19 protein-coding genes and 1 tRNA gene are annotated in these 26,751 nt (G+C 60.9%); 11 read left to right on the top strand and 9 right to left on the bottom strand.

The features are described from left to right. Positions 1 to 23: 23 nt before the first annotated feature. Positions 24 to 413 carry a hypothetical protein gene (locus OIL88_03850; GenBank protein ID HJI71503.1) on the top strand — a complete coding sequence of 130 codons (390 nt, stop codon included), beginning with the start codon at positions 24 to 26 and terminating at the stop codon, positions 411 to 413. Between the two features lie 9 nt (positions 414 to 422). Here OIL88_03850 and OIL88_03845 read toward each other — a convergent pair whose 3' ends face one another. The 6 genes from OIL88_03845 to OIL88_03820 form a co-directional block, all read right to left on the bottom strand. Then, a complete protein-coding gene (locus tag OIL88_03845; GenBank protein ID HJI71502.1) occupies positions 423 to 806 on the bottom strand; it encodes a DUF1648 domain-containing protein in 384 nt (127 codons plus the stop codon). 11 nt (positions 807 to 817) lie between these two features. Then, the gene (gene ychF, locus OIL88_03840) at positions 818 to 1,894 is read right to left on the bottom strand and encodes a redox-regulated ATPase YchF (GenBank protein HJI71501.1); all 1,077 of its coding nucleotides are present in this window, start codon (positions 1,892 to 1,894) and stop codon (positions 818 to 820) included. Between the two features lie 113 nt (positions 1,895 to 2,007). Beyond that, positions 2,008 to 3,261 carry a 4Fe-4S binding protein gene (locus tag OIL88_03835; GenBank protein ID HJI71500.1) on the bottom strand — a complete coding sequence of 418 codons (1,254 nt, stop codon included), beginning with the start codon at positions 3,259 to 3,261 and terminating at the stop codon, positions 2,008 to 2,010. Between the two features lie 150 nt (positions 3,262 to 3,411). Further along, entirely contained in the window at positions 3,412 to 4,479 is a 1,068-nt protein-coding gene (locus OIL88_03830; protein ID HJI71499.1) for a glycerol dehydrogenase, read from the bottom strand. Between the two features lie 144 nt (positions 4,480 to 4,623). Then, entirely contained in the window at positions 4,624 to 5,724 is a 1,101-nt protein-coding gene (locus OIL88_03825; GenBank protein ID HJI71498.1) for a glycerol dehydrogenase, read from the bottom strand. Between the two features lie 84 nt (positions 5,725 to 5,808). Beyond that, a complete protein-coding gene (locus tag OIL88_03820; GenBank protein HJI71497.1) occupies positions 5,809 to 7,032 on the bottom strand; it encodes an iron-containing alcohol dehydrogenase in 1,224 nt (407 codons plus the stop codon). Positions 7,033 to 7,532: 500 nt separating this feature from the next. Here OIL88_03820 and OIL88_03815 point away from each other — a divergent pair, with 500 nt between their 5' ends. The 4 genes from OIL88_03815 to OIL88_03800 all read left to right on the top strand — a co-directional run bounded on the left by OIL88_03815 (position 7,533) and on the right by OIL88_03800 (position 12,052). Next, positions 7,533 to 8,609, top strand: a complete 1,077-nt coding sequence (locus OIL88_03815) for a hypothetical protein (protein ID HJI71496.1) — start codon at positions 7,533 to 7,535, stop codon at positions 8,607 to 8,609. After that, on the top strand, positions 8,609 to 9,652 hold the full coding sequence (locus tag OIL88_03810; GenBank protein HJI71495.1) for a hypothetical protein: 1,044 nt from the start codon (positions 8,609 to 8,611) through the stop codon (positions 9,650 to 9,652). Before OIL88_03815 ends, OIL88_03810 begins: the two co-directional genes overlap by 1 nt. Before the next feature lie 45 nt (positions 9,653 to 9,697). Then, on the top strand, positions 9,698 to 11,875 hold the full coding sequence (locus tag OIL88_03805) for a MurT ligase domain-containing protein (GenBank protein HJI71494.1): 2,178 nt from the start codon (positions 9,698 to 9,700) through the stop codon (positions 11,873 to 11,875). A 100-nt stretch (positions 11,876 to 11,975) separates the two neighbouring features. Beyond that, a tRNA-Glu gene (locus tag OIL88_03800) sits at positions 11,976 to 12,052 on the top strand. Between the two features lie 448 nt (positions 12,053 to 12,500). Here the strand turns inward: OIL88_03800 and OIL88_03795 are convergent. Beyond that, positions 12,501 to 14,588 carry a glutamine synthetase III gene (locus OIL88_03795; GenBank protein ID HJI71493.1) on the bottom strand — a complete coding sequence of 696 codons (2,088 nt, stop codon included), beginning with the start codon at positions 14,586 to 14,588 and terminating at the stop codon, positions 12,501 to 12,503. Positions 14,589 to 15,015: 427 nt separating this feature from the next. On the opposite strand from OIL88_03795, the gene OIL88_03790 reads away from it, so the two are divergent. From OIL88_03790 to OIL88_03765, 6 genes are all read left to right on the top strand, one after another. Further along, positions 15,016 to 15,888, top strand: coding sequence for a methylenetetrahydrofolate reductase (locus tag OIL88_03790; GenBank protein ID HJI71492.1), 873 nt, complete (start codon positions 15,016 to 15,018; stop codon positions 15,886 to 15,888). After that, positions 15,888 to 16,676 carry a hypothetical protein gene (locus OIL88_03785; GenBank protein ID HJI71491.1) on the top strand — a complete coding sequence of 263 codons (789 nt, stop codon included), beginning with the start codon at positions 15,888 to 15,890 and terminating at the stop codon, positions 16,674 to 16,676. The genes OIL88_03790 and OIL88_03785 overlap by 1 nt, the downstream gene beginning before the upstream one ends. 9 nt (positions 16,677 to 16,685) lie before the next feature. Continuing rightward, positions 16,686 to 19,244 (top strand): homocysteine S-methyltransferase family protein, encoded by a 2,559-nt coding sequence (locus OIL88_03780; protein ID HJI71490.1) that lies wholly within the window; start codon positions 16,686 to 16,688, stop codon positions 19,242 to 19,244. Between the two features lie 108 nt (positions 19,245 to 19,352). Beyond that, the gene (locus tag OIL88_03775) at positions 19,353 to 20,717 is read left to right on the top strand and encodes a PFL family protein (GenBank protein ID HJI71489.1); all 1,365 of its coding nucleotides are present in this window, start codon (positions 19,353 to 19,355) and stop codon (positions 20,715 to 20,717) included. Positions 20,718 to 21,204: 487 nt separating this feature from the next. Continuing rightward, positions 21,205 to 21,921, top strand: coding sequence for a methyltransferase domain-containing protein (locus OIL88_03770; protein ID HJI71488.1), 717 nt, complete (start codon positions 21,205 to 21,207; stop codon positions 21,919 to 21,921). Between the two features lie 158 nt (positions 21,922 to 22,079). Then, positions 22,080 to 22,379, top strand: coding sequence for a YhbY family RNA-binding protein (locus tag OIL88_03765; GenBank protein HJI71487.1), 300 nt, complete (start codon positions 22,080 to 22,082; stop codon positions 22,377 to 22,379). 69 nt (positions 22,380 to 22,448) lie between these two features. On the opposite strand, the gene OIL88_03760 is transcribed toward OIL88_03765, so the two are convergent. Beyond that, positions 22,449 to 25,448, bottom strand: coding sequence for a hypothetical protein (locus OIL88_03760; GenBank protein HJI71486.1), 3,000 nt, complete (start codon positions 25,446 to 25,448; stop codon positions 22,449 to 22,451). Positions 25,449 to 25,895: 447 nt separating this feature from the next. Beyond that, on the bottom strand, positions 25,896 to 26,624 hold the full coding sequence (gene nagB, locus OIL88_03755) for a glucosamine-6-phosphate deaminase (protein HJI71485.1): 729 nt from the start codon (positions 26,622 to 26,624) through the stop codon (positions 25,896 to 25,898). Positions 26,625 to 26,751 lie beyond the last annotated feature (127 nt).

The following is a 26,751-nucleotide window of genomic DNA, read 5'->3' as shown; positions in this document are numbered from 1 at the left end:
TGCCGAATACACAGGAGTTTTCTATGTCGGGTTCTTCGGTCCGCATGTACCGAGCCACGCCTCGCACAAACAGCGCGCCGCCCAAGCTCGTCGTCGTTGAAGCTGCATGCCTTTCGCCCGATGAGCGCACGGCATTTGCATTGCTATCAAGTCGCGTTGCCGCTGTTCTGGTCCCTTGCCCGGCGCAAGGTGAACTTGCCATCCAATGCCAAGCGCACAGCTGCTCGCTCAATCAGACTGCCGTAATAGCAACCAGCCAGCGCGGCCTGCCCCTTCTCTTGGAAGCCGGTATCGCGCTCTGTCTTCGCGGCGCCGGATACGAAAACGAGGCCGCCGCCGACATGGTCTTTCAACCACGATCGAGCGGCGGCCTCGCAGCAGCCATCGAATATGCTTGCAGGCTCGTTGCCTAAAGGCGCAAGCTAAAAGCCCAGGCCAAAGCCCATACCGGTAATCGCCGAATACATAAAGTAGACGTTGATCACGTTGAGGAACACACCCGTGATGCAACCGTTACGCAGGTAGCGTTCGCACACGATGCGCGCCATGGCGGCGGAGTCATCATTGTTCTTTGCCTGGCGTCCCGCCGTAAAGTACGTCGCCACGCTCAGCAGCAAGTTGAGCACCGGCAACGCCAGCAACTCGTAGCTCTTGCCCCAGCGCGTCGCCTCGCCGGCGGCATTAAACTTTGTTGCCACCTCAGGACCAATGTTGGGGATAACACACGCTGCGACCACCAGCGGAATCACCGCAAGTACGAGCAGCGCAATACCCATGTAGCCAGCTTTTTTGCCATATTTAAACATATGCGTCGTCCTTACACGTTAAAGCGGAAGTGCACGACGTCGCCATCGGCCATGACATAGTCCTTGCCCTCGATGCGCAGCTTGCCGGCGGCCTTGGCGCCCTGCTCGCCACCGAGCTCGATGTAGTCGTCATAGCCAATGACCTCGGCCTTAATAAAGCCGCGCTCAAAGTCGGTGTGGATGACGCCGGCGGCCTGCGGGGCGGTCGCGCCCTGACGAACCGTCCAGGCCTTGACCTCCATCTCGCCGGCCGTAAAGAACGACTGCAGACCGAGCAGCTTATAGGCCGCCTGCGCGAGCACGTCCAGGCCGGGCTGTTCCAGGCCAAGGCTTTCCAGGTAGTCGGCGGCGTCCTCGGGATCGAGCTCGGAAAGCTCGGCCTCGATCTTGGCGCAGATGGGCAACGGCTTGACGCCATCGATGGGTGCCAGGTCCTCGTTGAGCATATCCTCGTCCACGTTGGCCACGTACAGAATGGGCTTCATAGTGAGCAGGAACAGGCCCTTGGCGGCGGCACGCTCCTCGTCGGTCATCTCCATGGACGCGGCTCGCTTGCCCTCGTTGAGCCAAGCGAGCAGGCGCTTGGCCACCTCGAACTTGGGCATGAGCTCCTTGTCGCGCTTGGCCTCCTTCTCGAGCTTAGGCAGCTGCTTCTCGAGCGTGCCCATGTCGGCCAGGATGAGCTCGGTCATGATGGTGTCGGCATCGCCGGCGGGATCGACGAACTCGCCCGTGCGGCCCACCTCACGCATGACGTTGGGGTCCTTAAAGTAGCGCACGACCTCGCAGATGGCGTCGGTCTCGCGAATGTTGGCCAGGAACTGGTTGCCCAGGCCCTCGCCCTCGTTAGCGCCCTTCACCAGACCTGCGATGTCGACGAACTCGACCGTCGCCGGCACAATACGACCCGGGTTAACGATGTCGGCAAGCTTTTGCAGGCGGCTATCGGGCACGTCGACGATACCCACGTTGGGGTCGATCGTGGCAAACGGGTAGTTGGCGGCAAGGCCGGTCTTTTTGGTAAGCGCGGTGAACAGCGTCGACTTGCCCACGTTGGGCAGGCCCACGATACCGATGGAAAGGGACACGACAGCTCCTTTTGGTACAGTACTTCAAACAGTATAAGTATAGCGCCGCCGCAGCATCCGGGCGAATCCGGACACCACGGCGGCGCAAATGAAGCAGAGATAGAGCTCGCTGACTAGTCCGCGAGCTTTTCCACCTGGTCGAGCATCTTGTCCAGCTTGGCCTTTGCCTCGGCCTTGACCTTCTCAGCTTCTTCGTGAGCCTTGGCCTTCTGGGCAGCCTTTTCCTCGGCCTCGGGATCGACGACGACCAGGTTGGATGCATCATGCTCAACCAACTTAAGCGCATGCTCGGGGCACACCTTGACGCAGGCTCCGCAACCTAGGCAATACGTGGACTCCAGTGCAAAGCGACCGCTTCCCACCAAATCGCAGGCAAACGTGGGGCACACGTTGACGCATTCGCCGCACGACGTGCACTTGTCAAAATCGCATTCCGGCGTGCTCACCTGCATGTTCTGGGCAAGCTCGGGGTGGTTTTGCAACGTCGAGAGCACCAGTTGGCGTCCGTGCGTAAGCGAACGGCGACGCTTAGTCGTCGTGGTGCCGCACATGGTGTTGAGCGTGCGCTCGAGCTGCGTGATCTGGTGACGGTGGGCCTTCAACTTCTGCGTCACCGAGGCCAGTGCCGCAGTCGCCGGGTTGAGCTTAGTCACGGTTAGGCCCGTGGTGCGGGCAATCTTATCCATGTACTCCTTGCGCTCGTACTCGCGGCGCTTATGGCATTTGAGGCTCTTGGGGTCGACCTCCAGGCCCATGCCCGTACCGGCCCACTCCTCGGCAGTGGCAATGGCCTCGCCCAGAATGTCCTCACCGCCGGTGTTGCGGCATTTGTCGCACACGCCCAACGGCAGGTACACACTCACGTTGGGATAGTCCGCCAGTACCGAAAACCAAGTCTCTGCCGTAATATCGCCCACGCAGGCGACGACGACCTCGTTCTCGCGCGGCATGCGCTTAAGGGCACGCGTGCAGGTGACGTAGGCGGTCTCGTGGCTCGTAGCCGCCGAGACAATGTCGTCGTAGACGTTTTTGGGTGCAAGGCGCGGAGAGATGATCGCCTCCGTCGGGCAGGCAGCGGCGCACAGGCCGCACTTGCGACAGGAGTCGAGAATCTCGATGGCGTCTTCCTCGACCTCGATAGCGTTGACCGGGCACACGTCCATGCACGCGGTGCAGCCGCTCTTTTCGTTTTTGCAGGTCAGGCACGGAATGGTGTTACCGCGCGGACGCTCCTTGTAGTCGGCAGGATTCCACTGCGGCGCCGACGGATCGAGTGCATCGGTCACACCGCCAAGCGGGTTTTTAAGAAAGTCGAAACCCTTGCTGATCTCGATAATGTCATCAAACAGATCGTGTTCCTGCGCCATGCGCGGCCCCTCCCTGAGCAGTGCAAACAAGCAAGAGATAATGATACGCTATCGGCCCACGCCTCGGGCAAATTACACGCGGCGCACCTTGAGGGAAATAACCCATAGCCTATCGCTGCCTCGATTGCACAAGGTCAATCAAGCGCCAAACTATGCCTCGCACATGAGCTGCACGAGCTTCTGTTTGGTCACCTTGGTCTGCTCGTTGGCCATGTTACGCTCGTTTCTAAAGACCGCATTTGCAACACTCTGCAGATCGGCATCGGAAATCTCGCCAAGGCCCAGCTCCTCGAGCGTCGTCGGCAGACCGACGCGTTGGCAAAACTCGAGCACCCGATCAAGCTCGGGTGCACGCTCCAGACGAAGCTGAACCATCAGACCAAACGCTACGGCCTCGCCGTGCATGGCCTTGCACTCGGGCAAAATCGTCAGGCCGTTGGCGATCGCATGCGCCAACGCCAAACCGCCACTCTCAAAGCCAACACCCGAGAGCAGAATATTGCACTCGATCAGGCGCTCAACTGCCGGCGATGTACGGCCCTTTTTGAGATCGCGCTTGGCAGCGACGCCGCACTCCATGAGTGTGTCATAGCAGGCACGAGCCGCAACCAAGGCCAAGTGCCCCGGCGCGCCACCGTGCTCGTTGGCACCGTGCGCCGCGGCGCACGAACGCGCCTCGAAGTACGTTGCCAGTGCGTCGCCCATGCCAGCGACCGTCATACGCAGTGGGGCTGCCGCGACCACGTTGGTATCGACCACGACCAGGTCTGGATTCTTCTCGAGCATCAGGTAGTGGTCGAACGACCCATCCTCGTGATACAGCACCGAAATCGCGCTGCACGGACCGTCCATCGAAGCCGCCGTGGGGCATACGCACAACGGCACCTCGGCATAAAACGCAACGGCCTTGGCAATATCGAGTATCTTGCCGCCGCCAATGCCCACCACCATGTCGCAATACTCGGCCCGGGCCTCCTTAGCCATTTCGACAACGGCGTCTTCCGTACACGGACCGTCATAAATCTTAAAGAACGGCTCACTTAGATCTTCGTCTAGAAATCCATCGACGATCTGCTTGCACAGCCGATCCTCGGTGCCCTGGTCAAACAAGACATAAGCAGCGCAGCCCAACCATGACAAATACCTGCCCTGACGCGAAAGTTCGCCCGGCCCCTGAACATACCGGCCGGGACCGCCATAAACCATGGGAAGCGCCATACGAGAATCCGCCCTTCATCAAACAACGATTGGTGCAAAGTAACTTGCCCCCTGCACCAACTTGTGCATTGGAGACAGGCCACTTTGCACCATAGTAAAAAGGGGCAAAGTCATCTGCTGGCTTTGCCCCTTCCTGAGCTTGATTTACTCATCCATGAGATAGTAGTGGCCCAGCGCGTCGGCACCCAGGATGGCGTTTGCGACCATCTCGGGCGTCACCTCAAACGGCATGTTGCACATGGTGTCATCGGGTGCGCAGGCGGCCTCGGCAACAATCATGGCCTGCTCGCGCGTAAGCTCGGCAACGCCAAGTTCCTTCATCGTGACCGGCAGGCCCAGCTCAATGCAGAAGCCCAAGACTTCCTCGAGCTTCTCGGTCGGGGCATCCTCGAGTACCAGCTGGACGATGGTGCCGAAGGCGACCTTCTCGCCGTGATACATGCCGTGGCACTCGGGCAGCATCGTCAGGCCATTGTGGATAGCATGAGCAGCAGCAAGGCCCGAGCTCTCAAAGCCAATGCCGGAGAGCAGCGTGTTGGCCTCAATGATGTGCTCGACGGCAGGCGTGAGCGCACCCTTCTCCAGCGCGACCTTGGCCTTGACGCCATCGGCCATAAGCGTCTCGTAGCAGAGCTTGGCGAGCGCCAGGCCGGCCATGCCGCCCTTGCCGCCGGCGCAAGTGCCGCCGTCGGCATCATGCGTCGCCTGGGCCTCAAAGTAGGTTGCGAGCGCATCGCCCATGCCGGAAACCGTCAGGCGCACCGGGCTCGCCGCGATAACTGTCGTATCCATCAGGACAATATTGGGGTTTGCCTTAAGGAAGAGATACTTGTCGAACTGGCCGTCGTCGGTGTAGAGCACCGAAAGTGCCGAGCACGGAGCATCGGTCGAAGCAATGGTGGGGCAAATGATGACCGGGGACTCCAGGTAGTAGGCAACGGCCTTCGCGGTGTCGAGGATCTTGCCGCCACCGACGCCGACGATGATGTCGCAACCGTTGTCGCGAGCAAGCGCAACCAGACGATCGACCTCGCCCTTGGAGCACTCGCCGTTAAAGTCCTCAAACAGCAGCTCGGCCTTGGCCTCGGCAAAACCGCCCTCGATCTTGGCACCGACGCGCTTCTTGCCCGAAGGCGTCACGATGACGAGGGCTTTAGCACCGAGCGGCTCGACATGGGAGCCGAGCTTTGCGAGCTCGTCCGGACCCTGGATGTACTTGCTGGGGCTATTGAAAATTGCAGCCATAACTATCCCATTCTCTAATAATAAAAAAGAAAGGGGCTCCGTACGGATACGTGCGGAGCCCCTCGTTACGATAACAAGAGTCGATTAGAAATCGATGTCGGTGTCGTAGTAGCAGGCCTTGAGAATCTTCTCGAAGTCGGCAGCCTTGGTCTCACGCGGGTTCTCGGGCGTGCAGGCGTCGGTCTCGGCGTTCGCGGCGATCTCGGGAAGCTTGGCGAGGAACTCCTCCTCGGAGACCATCTGCGGGTTCTCGGCGTCGACCTTCACGCCACCATTCGCGTAATCCTTGATGGACTGCGGAATGTTGAGCTGGTCGTTGAGGTCGCGAATCTTCTGGACGAGCGCGGCGATGAGCTCCTCATTGGTCTCGCCGGGAAGGTGCAGGATCTCCTTGGCCACGTAAGCATAACGCTCGGCAGCACGGGGATCCTTGGAGTTCCACTGGATGACCTTGCCCAGGTACATGGCGTTAGCAGCACCGTGGATGATGTGGCCGTTCTCGAAGGCAGCACCGGTCTTGTGAGCCATGGAATGAACGATGCCGAGCAGGCCCGAGGAGAAGGCGATACCGGCGATGCACTGAGCCTCGTGCATGTGCTGACGGGCCTCATGGTCGCCAGCATAGGACTTGGGCAGCCACTCGACGATCTCGCGGATGCCGTGCAGAGCGTTGGCGTCGGTGAACATGGAAGCGCAGGTGGAAACGTAGGCCTCCATGCAGTGGGTCAGAGCGTCCATGCCGGTGTGAGCGCACAGCTTGGCGGGCATGGTGTAGGTGAGCTCGGGGTCGACGATGGCGACATCAGGGGTGATGTTGAAGTCGGCCAGCGGGTACTTGATGCCCTTGGCGTAGTCGGTAATGACGGAGAAGGCAGTGACCTCGGTAGCGGTACCGGAGGTAGAGGAGATGGCGCAGAAGTGAGCCTTCTGACGCAGCTCGGGGAAGCTGAACGGCTGGATGATGTTATCGAAGGACTCCTCGGGATACTCGTAGAAGACCCACATGGCCTTAGCGGCATCGATGGGCGAGCCGCCGCCGATGGCGATAATCCAGTCGGGCTCGAACTCGCGCATGGCCTCGGCGCCCTTCATGACCGTCTCAATGGACGGGTCGGACTCGACGCCCTCGAACAGCTTGACCTCGAAGCCGCCCTCTTTGAGGTCGGCCTCAACGTCCTGCAGGAACCCGCCGCGGCGCATAGAGCTGCCGCCAGAAACGATGATGGCCTTCTTGCCCTTGAGGTTCTTCACCTCGTGGCGAGCGCCCTCACCAAAGTACAGATCGCGAGGATTGGTAAAACGTCCCATACTGTGCCTCCTAAACAAGCCCCTCTTAGACTTGCGTATATAACGGAGCACCCAATTGGCTCCGTTAGGACCGGTTTGCGCGTTGCCGGCGATGACAATGCGCGATGTCTAAACGTCTCAACGCTCAGACAAATACTATTTTACCGTTCTGGTTGGTCAGTTATTCATCCAAAGTTACCAATGATGAAACGTTTTTTCTATCCCTGAAGACCCTTGTGCAGCATCCATACCCCCAAGCTGGGCAAACGTTTTATCAAGGTTGACTACATATCCCGGGCAGGACGGTGCCCCTCCAAAATATGCACCGTTCGCCGCCGAAAATCGACCGTTTGCGGCACCGTGATACCACTCGGTCGTCCAAGGTGCCGACATTTGTGCGACATCCGTCTTCGTGGTGCAAAGGTGCAAGTCCAAGTGCGGCACCCCCGGTGTGCCACATGCGGGTAAACTAGAACCTTATATAGAGACATTTGAACCCTAACCGCAGCAAAGGAGGCCCCATGGCATTCGATCCCATTCAAGAGGATTGCCATCGCCTCGTTCTTGAGGCCTTGCGCCGCGACAATATCCCGCTCACCGACGGCACCGCCGTAGAACGTCTGATGGAACAATTCACCCGCAACCCCGCGCCGCTCATCGTGCACGACCGTGACCGCGCCGGGCATCTCATTGCCAAGGTGGTCGAGGCTGTCGACTACCGCATTCCCTTTATCCCTGACGATACCCAGGCAGAGCAAGAAGAGGGCGCTGCCGAGAACATGCTTCGCGAGGCAGCCGCGCTCGACCCCACCAACTGGGACGCCCAGCGCATGCTGACCGCCCTCACCGCCAACTCCAACGAGGAGTACGTGCAGTATCTGGTGTCCAAGTGCGACGAGGTGGAGCACGACCTGGCGCTCAAGATCGCCTCGGCGCAGGACCCCTACGAGCGCGAGGCCGCAGGCGACCTGACCCGCCGCCCCTACCTGCGCTGGCTTGCCGCCTTGGCATCGCGCGCGCTCATTAGCGGCCGCTACCGCATGTCGCTCGAAGCCGCAAACCGCAGCCTCGACTTTGCCCCCAACGATCCTGCCGGCGTCCGCCACACCGCAATGCTCGCCATGGCAAAGCTCGAATACCCCGCTGAGGAGCTCAAGCGCTTTCGCTCTGCCCACTCCGTCCCCTATCTCGCCAACACGCCGCTGCGCCGTCGTCCCAAGGATGCAGAACGCGACTTGGACCCGTGGACGCTCATCGCGCTGATGAGCGCTGCCTGGCGCGAGCTGGATTACGAGGGCGCCAAACACTACCTGCGTATCCTTGCGCGCTCGTGCCCGCACGCAGCCGAGGCGCTCTACTTCCAAACCGAGTTTCCCGATGGCGTCTATGCCCGCGTCAACGTGGGTGCAGGCTCCACCGACGAGCTCGTCCTTGCACTCTCCGAGGCGACGCCGGTACTGCAGGAGGGCCTGGGCGCACCCGACAACGCCAGCTTTGCCGCCTGGGTCGCCACCAACGACATCGTGCGCTCCCAGATCGACGAGCGCATACTGCGGGCGGCCGAGCAGGGCTTGCCGTTTAAGGGAGGAGACCTCTAATGGATCCGAGCGTCTACATCCCCGCCTACCTGGAGCGCACCTATCTGGCGTCGCACCCCGAGCTCACCGATGCAGCACGCGAGCTTGTCCATAACGACATTAGCGCGAATCCCCAAAAGTATGCGCAGTCCGAGCATGCTCAGGCGCTGCTGTCCTATGCCGGTGTTCATCGCCACCTGCTCGACGAGCTCCATCGCATCGAGGACATGGGCAGCGACGAGGAGTTTGAGCAGACGCGCAACCGCTTGTTCGACGATATGCGTGATGAGCTGCTCAAGATCGTCCGCATCGATGCGCTGGCCGTCGATGCCCAGCTGCTCGCCATCATTTTGGCCGACACGCCCGTTGACGCTTGCCTGGGCGACCTGATGAAGCTCGAAGCGAGCACGGCCGACTACCTGCAACAGGGCGTGCCCGGGTTTGATATGGAGGCCCCGCACTACTGGGCCAATAATGTTTTGGCCGACGGTGTCACCGCAGCGGACCTTACCGTGAGCGAGCCGGCCCTTATCGGGTGGCTTCACACACTCGAGGCCATCTCGCAGCTGTGCATGGCGAGCGCTCGTTACCGCGCCGCCGCCAACTATTCTCGCCGTGTCCTTAAGGCGGAGGGCTATTCCACCCGGGCCGCCGGCACCGTATTGCTTGCCCTCGCCCGCCTGGAAGACCAGGACGGCTTTTTTGCCCTGGCGCATCAGCTCGAGGAACAGATGGGGGCAGACGCACTCGAAAACTCTCCTTGGTACTTGCTCGCCCGCACGATCTTGCTGTTCAAAACAAACAAGATGCGCCCGGCGACGCGCGCGCTGCGTGAGTTCGCTAACCGTTGCGAGGGTGGCGCGTTCTTCTTGCTGAACCCCATGTACCAGACGCCGTATCTTCCCTGCCGACCCGAGCCGCGCGACCCCTGGGACCTCTCGCACCAGGCGGTTTGGGAAGCCGACGGCATTATCTCGGACACCCCAGACTTTGCCCCCTGGGCCAACGCCTGCGAAGATGTATCGCAGCTCGCCCAGGAATTTGCGCGCCGCTACGGCTTTTAGCGACGCGATCGCCCCGACTATGTCATTCACGTTAGGAACGACTTCATGAACTTCCGCTCATCTCTCGCCTGCACCTCGAGCGATATCGCCCGCTGGGGGCTGCGCTCTATCCTTAAGCGCCAGGGCGGCGTACTCCCCGGCCGCATCGCCATGAAGATCGACCCCGAGTTGCTGAGCGACCTCGCCGGCCTTGTCGACCGCAGCGTGGTGATTACCGGTACTAATGGCAAGACCACCACCTCCAACCTCATCGCTGACGCCGTTGCTGCCAGCGGCGCTACCGTGGTGTGCAACCGTGCCGGCAACAATATGGAGCCTGGTGTGGTGGGTGCTCTGCTCGAGGCCCGCGGCGGCCTTAAGCACACCAGCAGCGGCAAGCGCGTGGGCGTTTTTGAGTGCGACGAGCTCTACACCGTACGCGTTCTGCCCAAGCTCAAACCGACGTACTTTGTGCTGCTCAACCTGTTCCGCGACCAGCTAGACCGCTACGGCGAGATCGACCACACCCAGGAGGTCATCGCCCACGCGTTGGAGCTTTCGCCGGCAACGACGCTCATCTACAACGCCGACGACCCGCTGTGCGCCTCGATTGCCGCGCGCGTTCCCAACGCGAGTATTGCCTTTGGCATCGATGGCGCCACGGGCACCGAGTCCGACCGCATTAGCGACTCGCGCTTTTGCTCGCAGTGCAACGCCCCGTTGGAGTACGACTACGTACAGTATGGTCAACTCGGCGCCTACCATTGCCCCTCGTGCGGCTGGGCCCGCCCTGCGCTTGTCCGTCGCGTGACGGGCGTGGAACTCGGCTGCGACGGCTACGGCTTTGACCTGAACTTTGGATCTGCGCACGACGCGCCTGCCGTACACATCGCCACACGCTACAACGGCCTGTACATGGTCTATAACGTCGCCGCCGCCTTCTTTGCGGCGCACGAGCTGGGCGTGGACGCGGCGCACCTGCAGCCCACGCTTAATGCCTACGTGCCTGCCGGCGGACGCATGGGCCGCTGGGATATTGCCGGCCGCACCGTCGAGGCCAACCTAGCCAAGAATCCCGTGGGCTTCGATCGCCAGATCCAGTCCATTAAAACGGCAGGTGGCAGGCTCTGCGCCTTCTTCCTGAACGATAACGATGCCGACGGCCACGATGTCTCGTGGATCTACGATGTCGACTTCGAGCGCATCGCCGACACGCCGGGTCTTGTCGCCTTTGCCGGAGGCACGCGTGCGCACGACATGCAGGTACGCCTCAAGTACGCCGGCATCGATGCCGCGATTATCTCGGACGTCGCGCAGGCGATCGGCGCCGTGGCAGACGAGGCCGCCGATGACACCTTCTACGCCGTCGCCAACTACACGGCCTTCCCGCCGCTGGTCAAGGAGCTCGACGGACTCAAAGGCACCGATGCGGCCACGGTTGCCGCCCACGCTGCACCGTGCGCCGATGGTAGCGCTGTCCCCACCGATATTGCGCCGGTCGAGCTTTCGCGCCCGCTGCGCATCGTCTATCTGTACCCCGATGCCCTTAACCTCTACGGCGACGGCGGCAATGTTATCGCGCTCGAACGCCGCTGCGCCTGGCGTGGCATTCCCGTGCGTGTAGACGAGGTCCGTATGGGCGAAACGCTTGATTTGACCGATGCCGATATCGTCATGATGGGCGGCGGTGCCGACCGCGATCAGCTGGCCGTGGCACACGAACTGCTCGCTCAAAAAGACAAGGTCGCGGCCTATGTTGAAGACGGCGGTTCGCTGCTTGCCATCTGCGGCAGCTACCAGCTGCTCGGCCGTTCGTACTATATGGGCGAGGATCGCATCGAGGGTCTGGGCGTCATTGCCGCCGAAACCGTACGCGGCTCCGACCGCCTGATCGGCAACGTCGCCGTCAAGACCGACCTGGCACCCGAGCCCTTTGTGGGATTCGAGAACCATGGCGGCCGCACCCTGCTCGATACAGAGGCCACGCCGCTCGGAACGTCCGTCGTCGCGGGCACCGGCAACAACGGCGACGATGGCTTTGAGGGCCTCATCTACAAGGGCGTCATCGGCACGTACCTGCACGGGCCGGCGCTACCCAAGAACCCCGAGCTCGCCGACTGGCTGATCGCGCACGCCCTCGAGCGCCGCGGCGATGCGCAGGCCACAGCCCTGCTGCCGCTCAAGCCCCTCGACGACACCTACGAGCACGCCGCCCACGACGCCGCGATGAAGCTCCTCCCCTAACGCCCCACCACCACAAAGGGGACAGGCACCTTTGTGGTGGTTTTCCAGTTTGCCAACGATATACGCGCCGGCAAAAAAGTCTGCTATACTCTTTCCCGCTGTCCCCATCGTCTAGCGGCCAAGGACGCCACCCTTTCAAGGTGGATATCGCGGGTTCGAATCCCGCTGGGGGCACCATTTAAACTGAGAAGCCCGTTGCCCTCGCGGTAACGGGCTTTTTGCTGCCGATATGCCGGGATTCGAACCCCGAAGGCATAAAATCTCACTGTCATCTAAGGGCCCGTGGACAAAAAATAGCAAATATGAGTACTGTTACCAATTTAGTAACAGCGATTTCATGCCATCAGAAGGCGATTTGGACACAAGGCGTCCTACGGCGGAAGAATTGCAGGCGTTTATCAGCTAAGTACTTGGACATATGTTGCGTAACACTGCATATTTTGCAAAAAGATAATGCTACAGGGCTTGTGACAGTACTCATATTTGACGTTTTTTGCCCACGACCCCTTATTGCGTGGGCGAATCAGTTGCAAAGCGGGATCCAAAGCGTCCTTCGCAAACAAATAGCCGGGGCCCGCGCGATGCGGACCCCGGCTCAATACCGTGACGATATGTCAGTTGCGCCCTACACGTAGAACAGGATGTCGTCGTAGGTCGGAACCGGCCAGTAGTCGGCGGCCACGATCTCCTCCATGGCGTCCACGGCGGCACGCAGCGTATCCATAGCGGGAACGACCTCGTGCGCGTACACGTTGGCCTGCTCCTGGCCATCGAGAGCCTCGGCCTTCTGATGTACGGCGTCGAGCGCCTTGATGGAGTCGTTGATGGCGGTGATACCGTTGCAGAGCTTGTTGAGCGTGTTCTGCTCGCACTGCATGGCGGCCTCAGCACCGGCGGCACGAATAGTCTCAAGGCCCTTAGCGACCTTGGTGGCATAGGCGGTAATGACCGGGCGATAGGTACGACGCGCCTCGCGAACCATCGTGGTGGCCTCAATGTTCATGAGCTTGTTGTACTTCTCGAGCTTGCAGTCGTAGCGGCACTGAGCCTCGGCCTTGGTCAGGACGCCCGTCTCCTCAAAGAGCGCGATAGCCTTATCGGAAACAAAGGCGGGCAGGGCGTCGGCCGTGGTCTTGTTGTTGGCAAGGCCGCGCTTCTCGGCCTCGATGGGCCACTCGTCGGAGTAACCGTCGCCGGAGAACAGGATGCGCTGGTGATCGGTCAGCACCTTCTTGCAGTACTCGAGCGCGGCGTCCTGGAACTTATCCTCGGGCGTACCCTCGAGTGCGTCGGCGAAGGACTTGAGCGACTTGGCCACGGCGGCATCGAGCACCAGGTTGGAGTCGGAGACGTTCTGCTCGGAGCCGCAGGCACGGAACTCGAACTTGTTGCCAGTGAAGGCAAACGGGGAGGTGCGGTTGCGGTCGGTGTTGTCCTGCATCAGCTTGGGCAGGGTATCGGCACCCAGGTCGAGCACGCCGCGCGTGGCATGGACGGAAGCCTTGCCATCGATGATCTTCTCGACGACCTCGGTAAGCTGGTCGCCCAGGAAGATGGACATAATCGCCGGAGGAGCCTCGTTGGCGCCCAGACGATGATCGTTGCCGGCCGAGGCAACGGAGGCACGCAGGAGCTCCTGATAGTTATCGACGGCCTCGATCACCGCGGTGAGGAAGACGATGAACTGCAGGTTGTCGAGCGGGGTGTCGCCCGGGTCGAGCAGGTTCTCGGACTCGGTGCCAAGCGACCAGTTGTTGTGCTTGCCCGAACCGTTGATGCCCTCAAAGGGCTTCTCGTGCAGCAGGCAGACCAAGTCGTGGCGGGAGGCGATGAGCTTCATCTTCTCCATCATGACCAGATTCTGGTCGATGGCCTCGTTGACCTCGCCGTAGACAGGGGCGAGCTCATGCTGGCAGGGAGCGACCTCGTTGTGCTTGGTCTTGGCAGGAATGCCAAGCGCCCACAGTTCATCGTCCAGGTCCTTCATATAGGCCGAGACGGTGGGGCGGATAGCGCCAAAGTAGTGCTCCTCGAGCTCCTGGCCCTTGCAGGGAGCAGCGCCAAAGAGGGTGCGGCCGGTGATGACCAGGTCTCTGCGCTTGCGGTAGGCGTCCTTCTTGATCAGGAAGTACTCCTGCTCATCGCCCACGGAAGGAACGACCTTCTTGGGGGTCTTACCAAACAGCGCCAAAACGCGCTTGGACTCACGCGAGAGCGCGGTCATAGAGCGCAGCAGCGGGGTCTTCTTGTCCAGGGCCTCGCCCGTGTAGGAGCAGAAGGCCGTGGGGATGCACAGGACATCGTCCTTAATGAATGCGGGGCTGGTGGGATCCCAAGCGGTGTAGCCACGGGCCTCGAAGGTGGCACGCAGGCCGCCGTTGGGGAAGCTGGAGGCATCCGGCTCGCCCTGGATGAGGTTCTTGCCCGTAAACTTGGTAATGGCGGTGCCGTCGTGGTTGGGCTCGAGGAAGCTGTCGTGCTTCTCGGAAGTAATGCCCGAAAGCGGCTGGAACCAGTGCGCGTAGTGCGTCGCGCCCTTGGAGATGGCCCAGACCTTCATGGCGTGGGCAACGGCGTTGGCCACATCCAGGTCGAGCGGCTCACCGTCCTCGAGGGTTGCAGCAAGGCGCTTCCAAATGTCCTTGGGGAGGTAGTCCTTCATGACTTCCTCAGAGAACACCATGGTCCCGAAGCGGTCAGTAAGTTCGGCCATACGGAACTCCCTTCGTATCGGCACCGCGTGAGAAGCGGTGTTGATTACTAACGAACGAGTCATAGATTAGGCTCGTCGTGTTTCCGCAACATTACCGTTATGTTGCTGTCACGAAACCAATCAATGAGGTTACCGCATCGCGGCGGCGTTGCCGCCCTCAACGGCCAACGAACTGCATAAATTGCAGACCTCCCCGCATGGTTTAAGGGTAGTCAATCTGGGATGGGGCTCTATTAACTGGTATTTTGCATCAGATACCAGTCTTTATAGCCCGTGTCAAAATGAGCCGCCCTGTTATAGGGAATGCCAATGGCAAGGCATCTTTGATTGGTATCCCCCAAATAGTGAGTGAAACTCCACCGTGGCACAGTGGTGCTGTAGAATCCTTACAACACATCACACTATTACGTATCTAAAGGAGCACGATATGCGCGTCGACGAGGTTTTTAAGCAGGCAGCATCCCAGGGCACTGTGCCCGTTTCGTTTGAGATGTTCCCGCCCAAGGGTGAGCTTACCCTCGATACGGCTCGCGAAGTGGCGGGCAACCTGTGCAAGCTTTCGCCGAGCTTTGTCTCGGTCACTTGTTCCGCTGGCGGCTCGGGCAACGGTGCCACCACCGCCCCCATCGCGCATATGATTACGAGCGAATTCGATACGCCCTCGGTGGCGCACCTCACCTGTGTGGGCCGTACCCACGCCGATATCGCCGCCAAGATCGATGAGTACCGCACCGCCGGCGTGGAAAACATCCTGGCCCTGCGTGGCGATCTCCCTGCCGGCGCGACCGAGGACGACAAGCCCGCCTCCGACTACGCCTACGCCCGCGACCTCATCCCCGAGCTCGTCGACGCCGGCTTTTGCGTGGGCGCCGCAGCCTACCCCGAGGGCCACATTGCCTGTGAGGACCTTAACCTCTCGGTCGAACACCTCAAGCAAAAACAGGACGCCGGCGCGAGCTTCTTTGTGACGCAGCTCTTCTTTGATAACGAGTGCTTCTACCGTTTTCGCGAGCTTGCCGACAAGGCCGGCATCACCGTGCCCATTACCGCGGGCATCATGCCGTTTATGGGCAAGTCGCAGATCAGCCGCATGGTCTTTATGTGCGGCGCGTCGCTGCCCTCCCCCGTCATCAAGATTCTCGCCAAGTACGAGAATGACCCCGAGAGCCTGCAGGCAGCTGGTGTAGATTATGCAGCCCGCCAGCTTTGCGACCTCAAGGAGCACGGCGCCGACGGCCTGCACCTGTACACTATGAACCGTCCTGCGATCGCCGCGACCATTATGGAGCGCCTGGGGTAATGGAAAAACCGCACATCGATACAACCGCTGTCGAAGTGCCGGCCGACCTTGCGTCGCCGGCGCTTTACCGTGTCGATGCTGCGCACCATCCCCGTGTCGACCGTGCCGAGATGCTGCGGTATCTGGGTTACGGCGGCCAGCAGATTGAGCCCGAACTGTCACGACGTATTGAGCTTGTCGTTGAACGTCTGGAACTGGACATTGAGCCCCGTGGCGTGCGCCGCGTATTTGCCGTCGATGCCACGGGCGTGGACGAACAAAGTGAGCCTTGCATTCGCTTGGTCGGCACCAACGTTGAGCTGCGAGGTCGCGATATCTATCGACATCTCAAAGATGCCCGCTTTGCCGCGCTCATGGCATGTACCCTCGGCATGGACGCCGAGCGTCGCCTGCGCACCACGGGAGCCCAACATCCCCTGGAGGGCGCCGTGCTCGACGCCGCGTGCTCCGCTTACGTGGAAGCCGCCGTTGAGCAAATGGACCAGCAGGCCAAGACGGACGCCGCCGTTCATGGGCTCGCCGGCAACTGGCGCTTTAGTCCCGGCTACGGCGACTGCCCGCTCTCGGCCCAGCGCTCGATCGTCAATACGCTCAACGCCACGCGGCTCATCGGGCTTACCGTCACGCCCACCAGCCTGCTTATGCCCACCAAAAGCGTGACCGCGGTGATCGGTCTGTTTGACGGCGAGGTCCACGACGCCCAGAGCCGCCCCACCTGCAATATCTGCCGCATGCGCGAACACTGCCGCTTCCGCGCCGCCCACACCACCTGCTATTCCAGCCATTAGGAGCCCTCGATGTTTACTCCGCTTATCACTCATGATCTGGACGGTACCGCGCTGGCAGCGCCCGTCAATGCCGCACGCTGCAACGGCGCTGCATACAAGACACGCACGATCGACGACCTGCGCATTAAGGACGATCGCCTGCGTGCGGCCATCGATGGCACGGGACACCTGCTGTTCGACGGCGGCATGGGCACCATGTTGCAGGCCGCTGGCATGAAGGCGGGCGCCCTGCCCGAGCTGCTCAACTTTGAGGAGCCCCAGGTCATTACCGACATTCAGCGCCAGTACGTCGAGGCTGGCTGCGACGTGATCACCGCCAACACCTTTGGCGCCAACGCCCACAAGCTCGACGGCGCCGCCACCGTGGCAGATGTCTTTGCCGCGGCCGTCGCCTGTGCCCGCGAGGCCGGCGCCCGCTACGTCGCCGGCGATATCGGCCCCATCGGCGCGCTGCTTCGCCCCCTGGGTACCCTGAGCTTCGACGAGGCCTACGACCTCTTTGCCGAAGAAGTGCGCGCAGGCGTCGATGCGGGCGTGGACCTCTTTATTATCGAGACCATGACCGACCTGGCCGAGATCAAGGCGGCTGTCCTCGCCTGCCGCGAGAACTCCGACCTGCCCGTCTTTGCCACCATGACCTTTGAGGAAGACGGTCGCACCTTCCTGGGTACGAGTCCCGAGGTGGCCGCCATCACGCTCGACGCCATCGGTGCCGACGTTTTGGGCATCAACTGCAGCCAAGGACCGGCCGAGCTCCGAGGACTCGCCGCACGTATGCTCACCGTTACCGACAAGCCCGTTATGGTGCAGGCTAATGCAGGACTCCCCCATGTAGACGACGACGGCAACACCGTCTTTGATATCCAAGCCCCCGAATACGCCGAGGCCGTCGCCGGCATGATCGCCGACGGTGTGAGCGTCGTGGGCGGTTGCTGCGGCACCACGCCGGCGCACATGGCGGCCTTGCGCACGCTTATCGACAACCACACACCCAGCCCGCGCCGCCGCAAGCCCAGCATGTCGGTCACGAGCGCCCAAACGGTCGTGGACCTTCCCTGCGACGGCCACAAGATCGCCGTCATCGGCGAGCGCATCAACCCCACCGGCAAAAAGCGCCTGCAGCAGGCCCTGCGCGACGGCGACCTGGACTACGTCGTGAGCCAGGGCATCAGCCAGCAGGAACAGGGCGCCGACATCCTGGACGTCAACGTCGGCCTGCCCGAGATCGACGAGGTCAAGATCATCCAACAGGCCACCGAGCAGCTCCAGGGCTCCACGCTGCTGCCGCTGCAGATCGACTCCACCGATCCCGCCGCTGTCGAGGCCGCCGTGCGCCGCTACGCCGGCAAGCCCATCATCAACTCGGTCAATGGCAAGCAGCAGATCATGGATGAGATCTTTCCGCTGGTCGCCCACTACGGCACCAACGTTGTCGGCCTTACGCTCGACGAAGGCGGCATCCCCGATACCGCCGAGGCTCGCTTCGCCATCGCCGAGCACATCGTGGCCGAGGCTGCCCGTTACGGCATCGGACCGGACCGCATCCTCATCGACTGCCTGGTCATGACCGCCTCGACCAACCAGCGCCAGGCCGAGCAGATCCTGCGCGCCATGTCCCTGTGCAAGGAGCGCCTGGGCGTCAAATGCGCGCTCGGCGTGTCGAACATCAGCTTTGGCCTGCCTGCCCGCCCGCTGCTGGGTTCGGTCTTTTTGGCCGCCGCCTTTGGCGCGGGCCTGGACGCCCCCATCATGAACCCGGGTTCCAAGCGCTTTATGGACACCGTCTACAGCTATCGCGTCCTGAGCGTTGAGGACGAGGGCTCGACCGGATACATCGAGCGCTACGCCGGCTGGACCGATCCGTATAAGATCGCCGCAAACCCGGCAGCAGCTCAGGCCACATCGAGTGATGCCGCGCCTGCTGCAAGCGCCCCCGGCACCGACGGCAACGACGACCCGATTCGACGCATGGTCGTCTCGGGCCGCAAAGGCGAGATCGCTGCCGAGACCGAGCGCCTGCTGGCCGACCACGACGCCATGGATCTTATCAACAACCACTTTATCCCCGCCCTCGACGAGGTGGGCGTCCTCTTTGACCAGGGCAAATTCTTCCTACCGCAGCTCATGGCCTCGGCCGAGGCCGCGCGCGTGGGCTTCGACACCATCAAGCGCCTGATGCCCGCCGGCGAGATTGCCGACAAGGGCAAAATCTGCGTGGCCACCGTCAAGGGCGACATCCACGATATTGGCAAGAACATCGTCAAAATGCTGCTCGATAACTACGGCTACACCGTCTTTGACCTAGGCCGCGACGTCGACCCGCAAGAGGTGCTCAAGACCGTGCAGGAGCGTGACATTAAGCTCGTCGGCCTCTCGGCGCTTATGACTACCACGGTCGTCGCCATGGAGGAGACCATCAAGCTGCTCCATGCCGAGGTGCCGGGCGTCAAGATCATCGTAGGCGGCGCCGTACTCACCCCCGAATACGCCAAGCAGATCGGCGCGGACTACTACGCCAAGGACGCCGCCGAAAGCGCTCGTATCGCCGAAGAGGTCTTTGGGCAGTAACACAACGGAAACAACCGAGCACCAAAACGTGCCGCATGCGCCACTTGGCACGTGCGGCACGTTAAAATAGATAAGACTATGCTCGTTTTGGCAGATAGGAGCGCAAGGATGGCGATCACGCCCGCAGAAATCGCGGAAACCCGCGGCATGGTTGAGGAGCAGAACCTCGACATCAGGACCATCACCATGGGTGTTTCGCTCATGGGTTGCGGCGACGAGAACCTCGACCGCATGTGCACGAAGATCTACGACCACGTGACGCACACGGCTGAGCATCTGGTCGAGACCGCCGAGAACCTCGAGCGCGAGTACGGTATCCCCATCGTCAACAAGCGCGTTTCCGTCACCCCGGTGGCGCAGATTGCCGCGTGCTGCAAGGATGAGGACCTCACCCCCATCGCGCATGCCCTCGACCGCGCGGCCGAGACGCTCGGCATCGACTACCTGGGCGGCTTCTCCGCGCTCGTCCAGAAGGGCATCGGCGACGCCGACCGTCGCGTCATCCAGTCCATCCCCCAGGCGCTCGCCACCACGAGCCGCGTCTGCTCCAGCGTCAACGTCGCCAGCCTGCGCGCCGGTATCAACATGGACGCCGTGCTTATGGCCGCCCAGACCATCATCGATGCCGCTAAACTCACGGCCGACCAGGACTCCGTCGGCGCTTCCAAATTTGTCTGCTTTGCCAATATGGTCGAGGACTCCCCGTTTATGGCGGGCGCCGTCCACGGCGGTGGCGAGGCCGACGCCGTCATCAACGTAGGCGTCTCGGGCCCCGGCGTTATGGCCGCAGCCCTGGAGACGCTGCCCGATTCCGCATCGATGATGGAAGTCGCCGAAAAGATCAAGCAGACCGCCTTTAAGATCACCCGTGCCGGCGAGCTCATGAGCCGCGAGGCCGCCCATCGTCTGGGTGTCGAGAAGGGCATTGTCGACCTGTCGCTGGCTCCCACGCCTGCCATCGGCGACTCCGTCGCGCGCATCCTCGAGATCATCGGCGTGGGCACCTGCGGTGGCCCCGGCACGACCTGCGCGCTCGCCATGCTCAACGATGCCGTCAAGAAGGGCGGCGTCATGGCCAGCTCCAGCGTGGGCGGTCTTTCCGGCGCCTTTATCCCCGTGTCCGAGGACGCCGGCATGATCGCCGCCGTCGAGGCCGGTGCGCTTTCGCTCGAGAAGCTCGAGGCCATGACCTGCGTGTGCTCCGTCGGCCTGGACATGATCGCCATCCCCGGCGACACCCCGGTCGAGACCATCGCCGGCATCATCGCCGACGAGATGGCCATCGGCGTCATCAACAACAAGACCACGGCCGTCCGCGTGATTCCTGCTATCGGCAAGGGCGTGGGCGACTGCGTCGAGTACGGCGGCCTGTTCGGCCGCGCACCCATCATGCCGGTGAACCCCAACGCCGGCACCGTGCTTGCCCACCGCGGTGGTCGATTCCCGGCGCCGCTGAACTCGCTGAAGAACTAGCTGAAGGGGACTGGCGAGGAGCCCCGGGGAGGGCAAATATATAAGGTCGCCTGCTCGGACAGTCCTGACTCGCACGGAGAGCACATTAAGTGCTCTCCGGCTCGTGCGGAACTCGCGATCGACCTTATATATTTGCCCTCCCCGGGGCTCCCGCACAACGGGCCCTCGGTTGGGTTCTATCCCTTTGGCAGTCGCTTCGCTTCTGCCCCACTTTGCTGGTATGGCGGTTTGGCGTTGGAACGGTTCTTTCTGATATATGCTGGTTGCGGCTCTTCTTTTGGGAGGAGTCGCTTTTTTGTTGCTAGGAGGTTGGCCCGTGGTTGATGGGGAGATTCGTTCTGAGCTGCTTGCTGCGGATTGGAATGGCGAATGGATGCGTCTGCAGGCCGCTCGGCATCGAGCTGATGATTCTTTTGAATGGGATAAGCGAGCTCGACATTTTCGACCTCTTGAGACTGCCCCTTATGCTCGGGATTTTATAAAACTGTTGGCGATTGAGCCTGGTGAGTCGGTGCTCGATATGGGGTGTGGAGCTGGGTCGATTGCCATTCCGCTTGCTCAGGCTGGGCATCCTGTGATTGCTGCCGACTTTTCCCCTGCTATGTTAGGCACGCTTGATGCTGGTATTGAGTACTATGGGCTCGAGGATCGCATTACGCCGCTTGAGCTTGCTTGGGATGATGATTGGGATTTGGTTGGACCGGTCGCGAAAGCGGTAGATGTTGCCTTTGCCAGTCGGTCAGTTACGACAACCGATCTAAAAGGTGCGCTTGCCAAGCTCGACCGTACGGCTCGTCGGCGTTGTGCTGTCACGATGGTCGCCAACTCCAGCCCGCGCTATGACCTGCACTTGATGAACGCCATTGGTGCCTCGGTTACCTGCAGCAATGGCTTTGTGTACGCCTTCAACATCCTCATTCAGATGGGTGCGTTGCCGCAGGTTACATACTTTGAATCGCCTCGTCGCGATACCTTCGATAGCCTTGAGGCAGGCGTGGCGGATTTTTCCCGTATGCTCGAGCATGGCAACGAGGATAAGATCGACCGCCTGCGCGACTATATCGCTCAGCACATGATCGAAAACCCCCATGCCGGCGAGCCGGGCTCCAAGGGCGTGCCGCAGGGGCGCTATATGCTCGATCATGTCCGCAAGGTTCGCTGGGCGTTTATTGCATGGAAACCGGTCTCTGAATCCCGCTCGTAGCCCGTTCACAGCCCGAGCTGCCCATCACCTCGGCATCCGCATTCTTTGCGAACTGGGCAAACGCGCTCCACACCGCGCCGTTCCTGCGCTATCGTGGGACAGCTCACGTAGATTAAGGCCCCGTCGCGGGGCGCCCCATACATAGAAAGCGAGAACCCATGGCACTGACAGGAGCCCAGGTCAAGCAGCTTCGCAGCATGGCCCATCACCTCAACCCCGCCATCATCATCGGTAAGTCCGATGTCAACGAGGGCACCGTCGAGCAGACGGTCGCCTACCTGGAGAAGCACGAACTCGTTAAGTGCTCCGTGCTCGATGGCTCCAGTCTTTCCGCCCGCGAGGCCGCCGAAGAGCTCGCCGAGCGCTGCCACGCCGAGGTCGTCCAGGTCATCGGCCGCAAGTTCTCGCTGTATCGCGAGTCCTCGCGCAAGGACATCGAGAAGATCAAGCTCGTCTAAGAGCCAATGATCCGGCGAGCCAACACATAGCGAGCTTACGGGCGCCCAAGTACTTCGGGCGCCCGTTTTTTATCGCTCGACCAGCACGCGATTGAGCCGCCCCTCCACCAAGCGCTCGTATAGACGCCGCGTCTCGGGCTCGGGCACGCCATTGACCTGCTCCCTCAGATGATGCATATGCCCGCTGTACAGCTCGACGATATCGCGCCGCCGCCCCGCTGCACTGTAGACGCGCATGGCGCAGCGCACCATATCCTCACGCGCTGTTTCCTGCCGAAGCCCCGACTCCGCCAGCCAAATCGCCGACTGCAGATCGTTTTCTTCTAGAGCGGCATTTGCTCCCTTAATCATGCAATCGATGTACTTTGACTGCATAATGCGTCGCATACGCAAAAAGTAGGTGGGGTTACAGCCATTGGGCACATACAGCGGTCCGGCATAAAGCTGCTCAATCTTAAGGCACAACTCGACCAGATGGGGCCCGCGCGCACCCGTGCGATTTCCCAAAACCTCGCGGCTTATCTGGTCAAACAGCCGTACATCGGTCTTGACGTAGTCACCGTTGAGTCCGATGCATTCATTTTGGATGAGCACACACGACTTGCCATCCGGCGTCGGTCCCAAAGCCGACCGCAAGCGCGATATCGTCGAGTACAGGTTGTTGCGGGCGCTATTGAACTCGGCATGGGGCCACAACTCCATGGCCAGCGTCTCACGATCGACGAGCGCATCCATGCCCAGCGCAAGCCGCTCGGCAAGTGTCGCCGCCTTCTTGCGGCGCCACATTTTGTCCGTGATGGGAAACCCGTCGCGCTCGGCGCGGAACGCACCAAACATGCGAATCTCGATATGGTCGATGGTATCAACGGCTTCAACCTCGCCGGCCTGGAACAGGCGCTCGCCCTCCCCTTCCAAATCGTCACGCAGCGAATACCGCGACAGCTCGCGCACGGGGAGTTTCTTACGAATTCTTGCCGCCGGCTCGCCCAGACAATGCATGGCAAGGCGCGCAAAGAGCCGATACGATGGGTCCAAAATCCCTGCACGGTTCATGGACATCCAAGCCGCAAGATCGCTGTCTCGCCCCGCGCAGGCCAAGTGCAGCGCCACCATCCAGGCCTCCGCGCCACCAACCTGCGTCTGGCTTATATCGAGCAGCTCCGCCTCCTCGCGCACCGAAACCATCGATGTATTGCGCAGATACGCCGCACGCTCCAGCAGCAACGCGTTGTCGCGCATGTACGCAATTGGCTCCTCAGCAAGTTTGAGTACCTGGACCGCGCGGAACTTCGCATTGACCGGCCGCCCTTCTGCCAGCGATTGCCAGCCTTCTAGCAGCAGGCCAAACAGCTGAATCTGGTTGTCGCGCATGCGTACGGCAAAGCGATCGAGCTCGTTGAACGCCGCATCGTCGGTTACCGGCAAGCCGGAAAGGAGCCGCCGTGCCGCCAGCACCATGCGCACCCAGATAGCCGGCGCCTTAAGTCCACGTACATCGAGCGCGTCCCGTATCAGCGCCATCTCGTCGTCGCGCTCGTCGATCCCCGCAAACGACCCATCGAAGAGCTCCACCAGCATGCTATCGGCCCGTATAAAAGTCCCCGCGATATCGAGCTCGCAGTCATATGCTTTGCGCGTTTTAAGCTGCTGCAGAGCGCCACCGTCGTCTCCCCGCTCGGCCAACCAGTGCTTGACCCCGATATGTGCAAAGAGCATGTCGAGCGCCGTGTGTTCCGTCTCGATTTCCGGCACAGCAAGGTTCATGGGAAGCCCAAGCCCATTGTCCCCATAGCAAACTGCCGTAAGGGCCTGGGCAACCTTCCACGAAACGGGATCTATTTCACAGGCCGCCTGATCGCCCGCATGCTCAATGAGCGATGCCATGCAGCGGGCGAGCTTTGTGTTGGACGCGCTGACTGCCGCCAAATATACACCGAGCGCCTCGGCAGGCGTTGGCTCTGGGGCGGGATCGTCGGCATCGATCGTGCTCAACGCCGCCCGGCAGACATCGGCACCGTGCCCCGTCAGAGCAAGATCGACCCCATACTGCCCGGCAAGTTCAAGGACCACGCTACGGTCCAAAAAGGCGTCGGCTAGGTCCATCGCCGCATCGCATCGGCCTGCCTTGAGCAAAATTCGAGCCGCCCGCGGAACAAGCTCGGGACGGATCTCGGCCACCAACTTTCGTAGGCGAAGCCGTCCGTTATCCTCGGCGCCCAGGCACGTAAAGCTCCGGTCGGCGGGATCCAGGCCAAAGATCGGGTAATCGCGTACAAGGTAGGACTGGTCGATCATCGACAGCCTCACCCCGCAAGCCTCGAGTTCTGCAATATTGCCCTCGCCCATCAAGATCATGAGACAGGCAACGCAGAACAACGCATTATTATCGAGCGAAGCAAGATCGACAAGTGCTGCACCATACACGTTGACAATCTCGTTTTCGAGCAGACCGGCAACATCGCCCTGGCCATACAGACCCGTCTGCAAAGCCGAAACAAGCTCGGGCACACCCTGCGTGAGCTGGTAAAAGTCGAGCGATGTGCTAATCGAAAACGCCGATGCCCAAGCCGAATACTCATAGGCGTGCACCTTGAGCATTTGCGCATTGATCTTAACCGAGTCGCCCAGCCCATGAATCAACTGACGGTTTGAAGGGCGACAGGAGATAAAGACTCCCACTCCCATAGCGCGCAAGCTGCGAATCCTGTCAATCAGATCTTCGGTATCGCACTGATCGAGATTTGGCACATTATCGATCGCGATAAGGGAGCGCGGTTTGTCTTTGAGTTCTTCGGTGACCACCTCGAGCTGCATAAACACCTCGCGCCCAATGGCTCGATCCGCCTCGATAATCCGCACGGGGCCTCGCGTCGGATCGCTTTTAACCTCTTGGGTGTACTGCAGCAGCACCGAGGTCTTCCCAAAGCCATCGGGCGCGTAGAGAACCACGATGCCGGCCTTTCGACCCTTGGCGATAAGCTCATTCAGCAGACGCTCACGTCGCACCATATAGCCTCCGCCCAGCGGCATCAGTTCGAGGTCGTCTATACTATCCAAATCGTTTACCATGCCCGCTCCTCTACTCGACCGTATGGACACCGTAACCGCAAGACCATACAAGCCACACTATGAATAGAGCAGCTTTGTATTTTAAGTTGTCTTTCGGTACGCAAGCGGCAAGTTTTAGTACAGCGAGGGCCGATTGTTATTAATCCCCCGACTAATCGGTCTTTGAGCAGGTAAATGTGCTTGTCGGCTTGTCCCATCCCAGTGGCAGTGTAGCGCATGCGAGCATGGTTCACCCCTGTCATTCAACTCGCCTAGCACCCGCTACCGTCTGCGACCTTTTAGTGGCATTTTTGCATAGAATCTGGTATGGAATGAATCAAGCTGTTGGGTATCTGGCATCCGTCAAGCTTGCGGCAAGTTTTTGGTCAAGCATGTGACAAGGACAGCAAAAAGGCCCCCGCAAAGCGAAGGCCTTCGGCAAAGCTATGTCGAGTTGAAAGGCTCGCGCTACTCGCAGAGCGAAAGGGCGGCCTCGTCGGCGACCACGACGCAGTTGGTGTGCAGCTGCAGGATCGAAGCCGGGCACTGGGGCGTAACCGGGCCATAGCACATGTCATGCACGGCCTGGGCCTTGGCCTCGCCGTTGGCGACGACCAGGATCATGCGGGCATACATGATGGTCTGGGTACCCATGGTGTAGGCCTGACGGGGCACGTCGTCGATGCTGTCGAACAGACGGCTATTGGCCTGGATGGTGCTCTCGGTAAGGTCGACGCAGTGCGTGCCCTTGGAGAAGTGGTCGTCGGGCTCGTTGAAGCCGATGTGACCGTTGTTGCCAATGCCGAGCAGCTGCAGATCGGGGTAGCCGGCGGCAGCGACGATCTTGTCGTACTCGGAGCAGGCAGCGGCGGCGTCGGGGTTGGAGCCGTCGGGCACATGCGTGTTGTTCAGATCGATGTTGATGTGATCGAAGAAGTTCTCGCGCATAAAGTAGTGATAGCTCTGGGGATCGTCGTGCGAAAGGCCACGATACTCGTCCAGGTTGTAGGTGCTGACCTCGGCAAAGTCGACGTCGCCCTTCTCATACCAAGCGGCAAGCTGCTTGTAGGCGCCAATCGGAGTAGAGCCGGTGGCAAGGCCCAGCACGCAATCGGGCTTGAGGATAACCTGGGCCGAGATGATATTGGCGGCCTTACGGCTCATATCCTCGTAGTCTTTAGCTTTAATGATCTTCATTACGCGTCCTTTCTCGTACAAGAGAGGCAAGGCTCCCCTTACAAGCACTTGCCCGCGGCCCGCGTCGGCCGCAACCAACGTGTGCGGCCACCAGGGCGAGGTCGCGTAATGTATGTGTCTCGTGTCC

Source organism: Coriobacteriaceae bacterium, assembly GCA_025992855.1.
GTDB lineage: Bacteria > Actinomycetota > Coriobacteriia > Coriobacteriales > Coriobacteriaceae > Collinsella.
Note: the sequence above shows the minus strand (reverse complement) of the source record. Positions and strands in the feature narration are given on the sequence as shown.

Coding starts and splice junctions, on each gene's coding strand:
- OIL88_03810 (HJI71495.1), top strand. CDS start 8,609: ATGGATCCGAGCGTCTACATCCCCGCCTACCTGGAGCGCACCTATCTG.
- OIL88_03805 (HJI71494.1), top strand. CDS start 9,698: ATGAACTTCCGCTCATCTCTCGCCTGCACCTCGAGCGATATCGCCCGC.
- OIL88_03780 (HJI71490.1), top strand. CDS start 16,686: ATGTTTACTCCGCTTATCACTCATGATCTGGACGGTACCGCGCTGGCA.
- OIL88_03765 (HJI71487.1), top strand. CDS start 22,080: ATGGCACTGACAGGAGCCCAGGTCAAGCAGCTTCGCAGCATGGCCCAT.
- OIL88_03785 (HJI71491.1), top strand. CDS start 15,888: ATGGAAAAACCGCACATCGATACAACCGCTGTCGAAGTGCCGGCCGAC.
- OIL88_03825 (HJI71498.1), bottom strand. CDS start 5,724: ATGGCTGCAATTTTCAATAGCCCCAGCAAGTACATCCAGGGTCCGGAC.
- OIL88_03845 (HJI71502.1), bottom strand. CDS start 806: ATGTTTAAATATGGCAAAAAAGCTGGCTACATGGGTATTGCGCTGCTC.
- OIL88_03835 (HJI71500.1), bottom strand. CDS start 3,261: ATGGCGCAGGAACACGATCTGTTTGATGACATTATCGAGATCAGCAAG.
- OIL88_03830 (HJI71499.1), bottom strand. CDS start 4,479: ATGGCGCTTCCCATGGTTTATGGCGGTCCCGGCCGGTATGTTCAGGGG.
- OIL88_03790 (HJI71492.1), top strand. CDS start 15,016: ATGCGCGTCGACGAGGTTTTTAAGCAGGCAGCATCCCAGGGCACTGTG.
- OIL88_03850 (HJI71503.1), top strand. CDS start 24: ATGTCGGGTTCTTCGGTCCGCATGTACCGAGCCACGCCTCGCACAAAC.
- OIL88_03760 (HJI71486.1), bottom strand. CDS start 25,448: ATGGTAAACGATTTGGATAGTATAGACGACCTCGAACTGATGCCGCTG.
- OIL88_03815 (HJI71496.1), top strand. CDS start 7,533: ATGGCATTCGATCCCATTCAAGAGGATTGCCATCGCCTCGTTCTTGAG.
- OIL88_03775 (HJI71489.1), top strand. CDS start 19,353: ATGGCGATCACGCCCGCAGAAATCGCGGAAACCCGCGGCATGGTTGAG.
- nagB (HJI71485.1), bottom strand. CDS start 26,624: ATGAAGATCATTAAAGCTAAAGACTACGAGGATATGAGCCGTAAGGCC.
- OIL88_03820 (HJI71497.1), bottom strand. CDS start 7,032: ATGGGACGTTTTACCAATCCTCGCGATCTGTACTTTGGTGAGGGCGCT.
- OIL88_03795 (HJI71493.1), bottom strand. CDS start 14,588: ATGGCCGAACTTACTGACCGCTTCGGGACCATGGTGTTCTCTGAGGAA.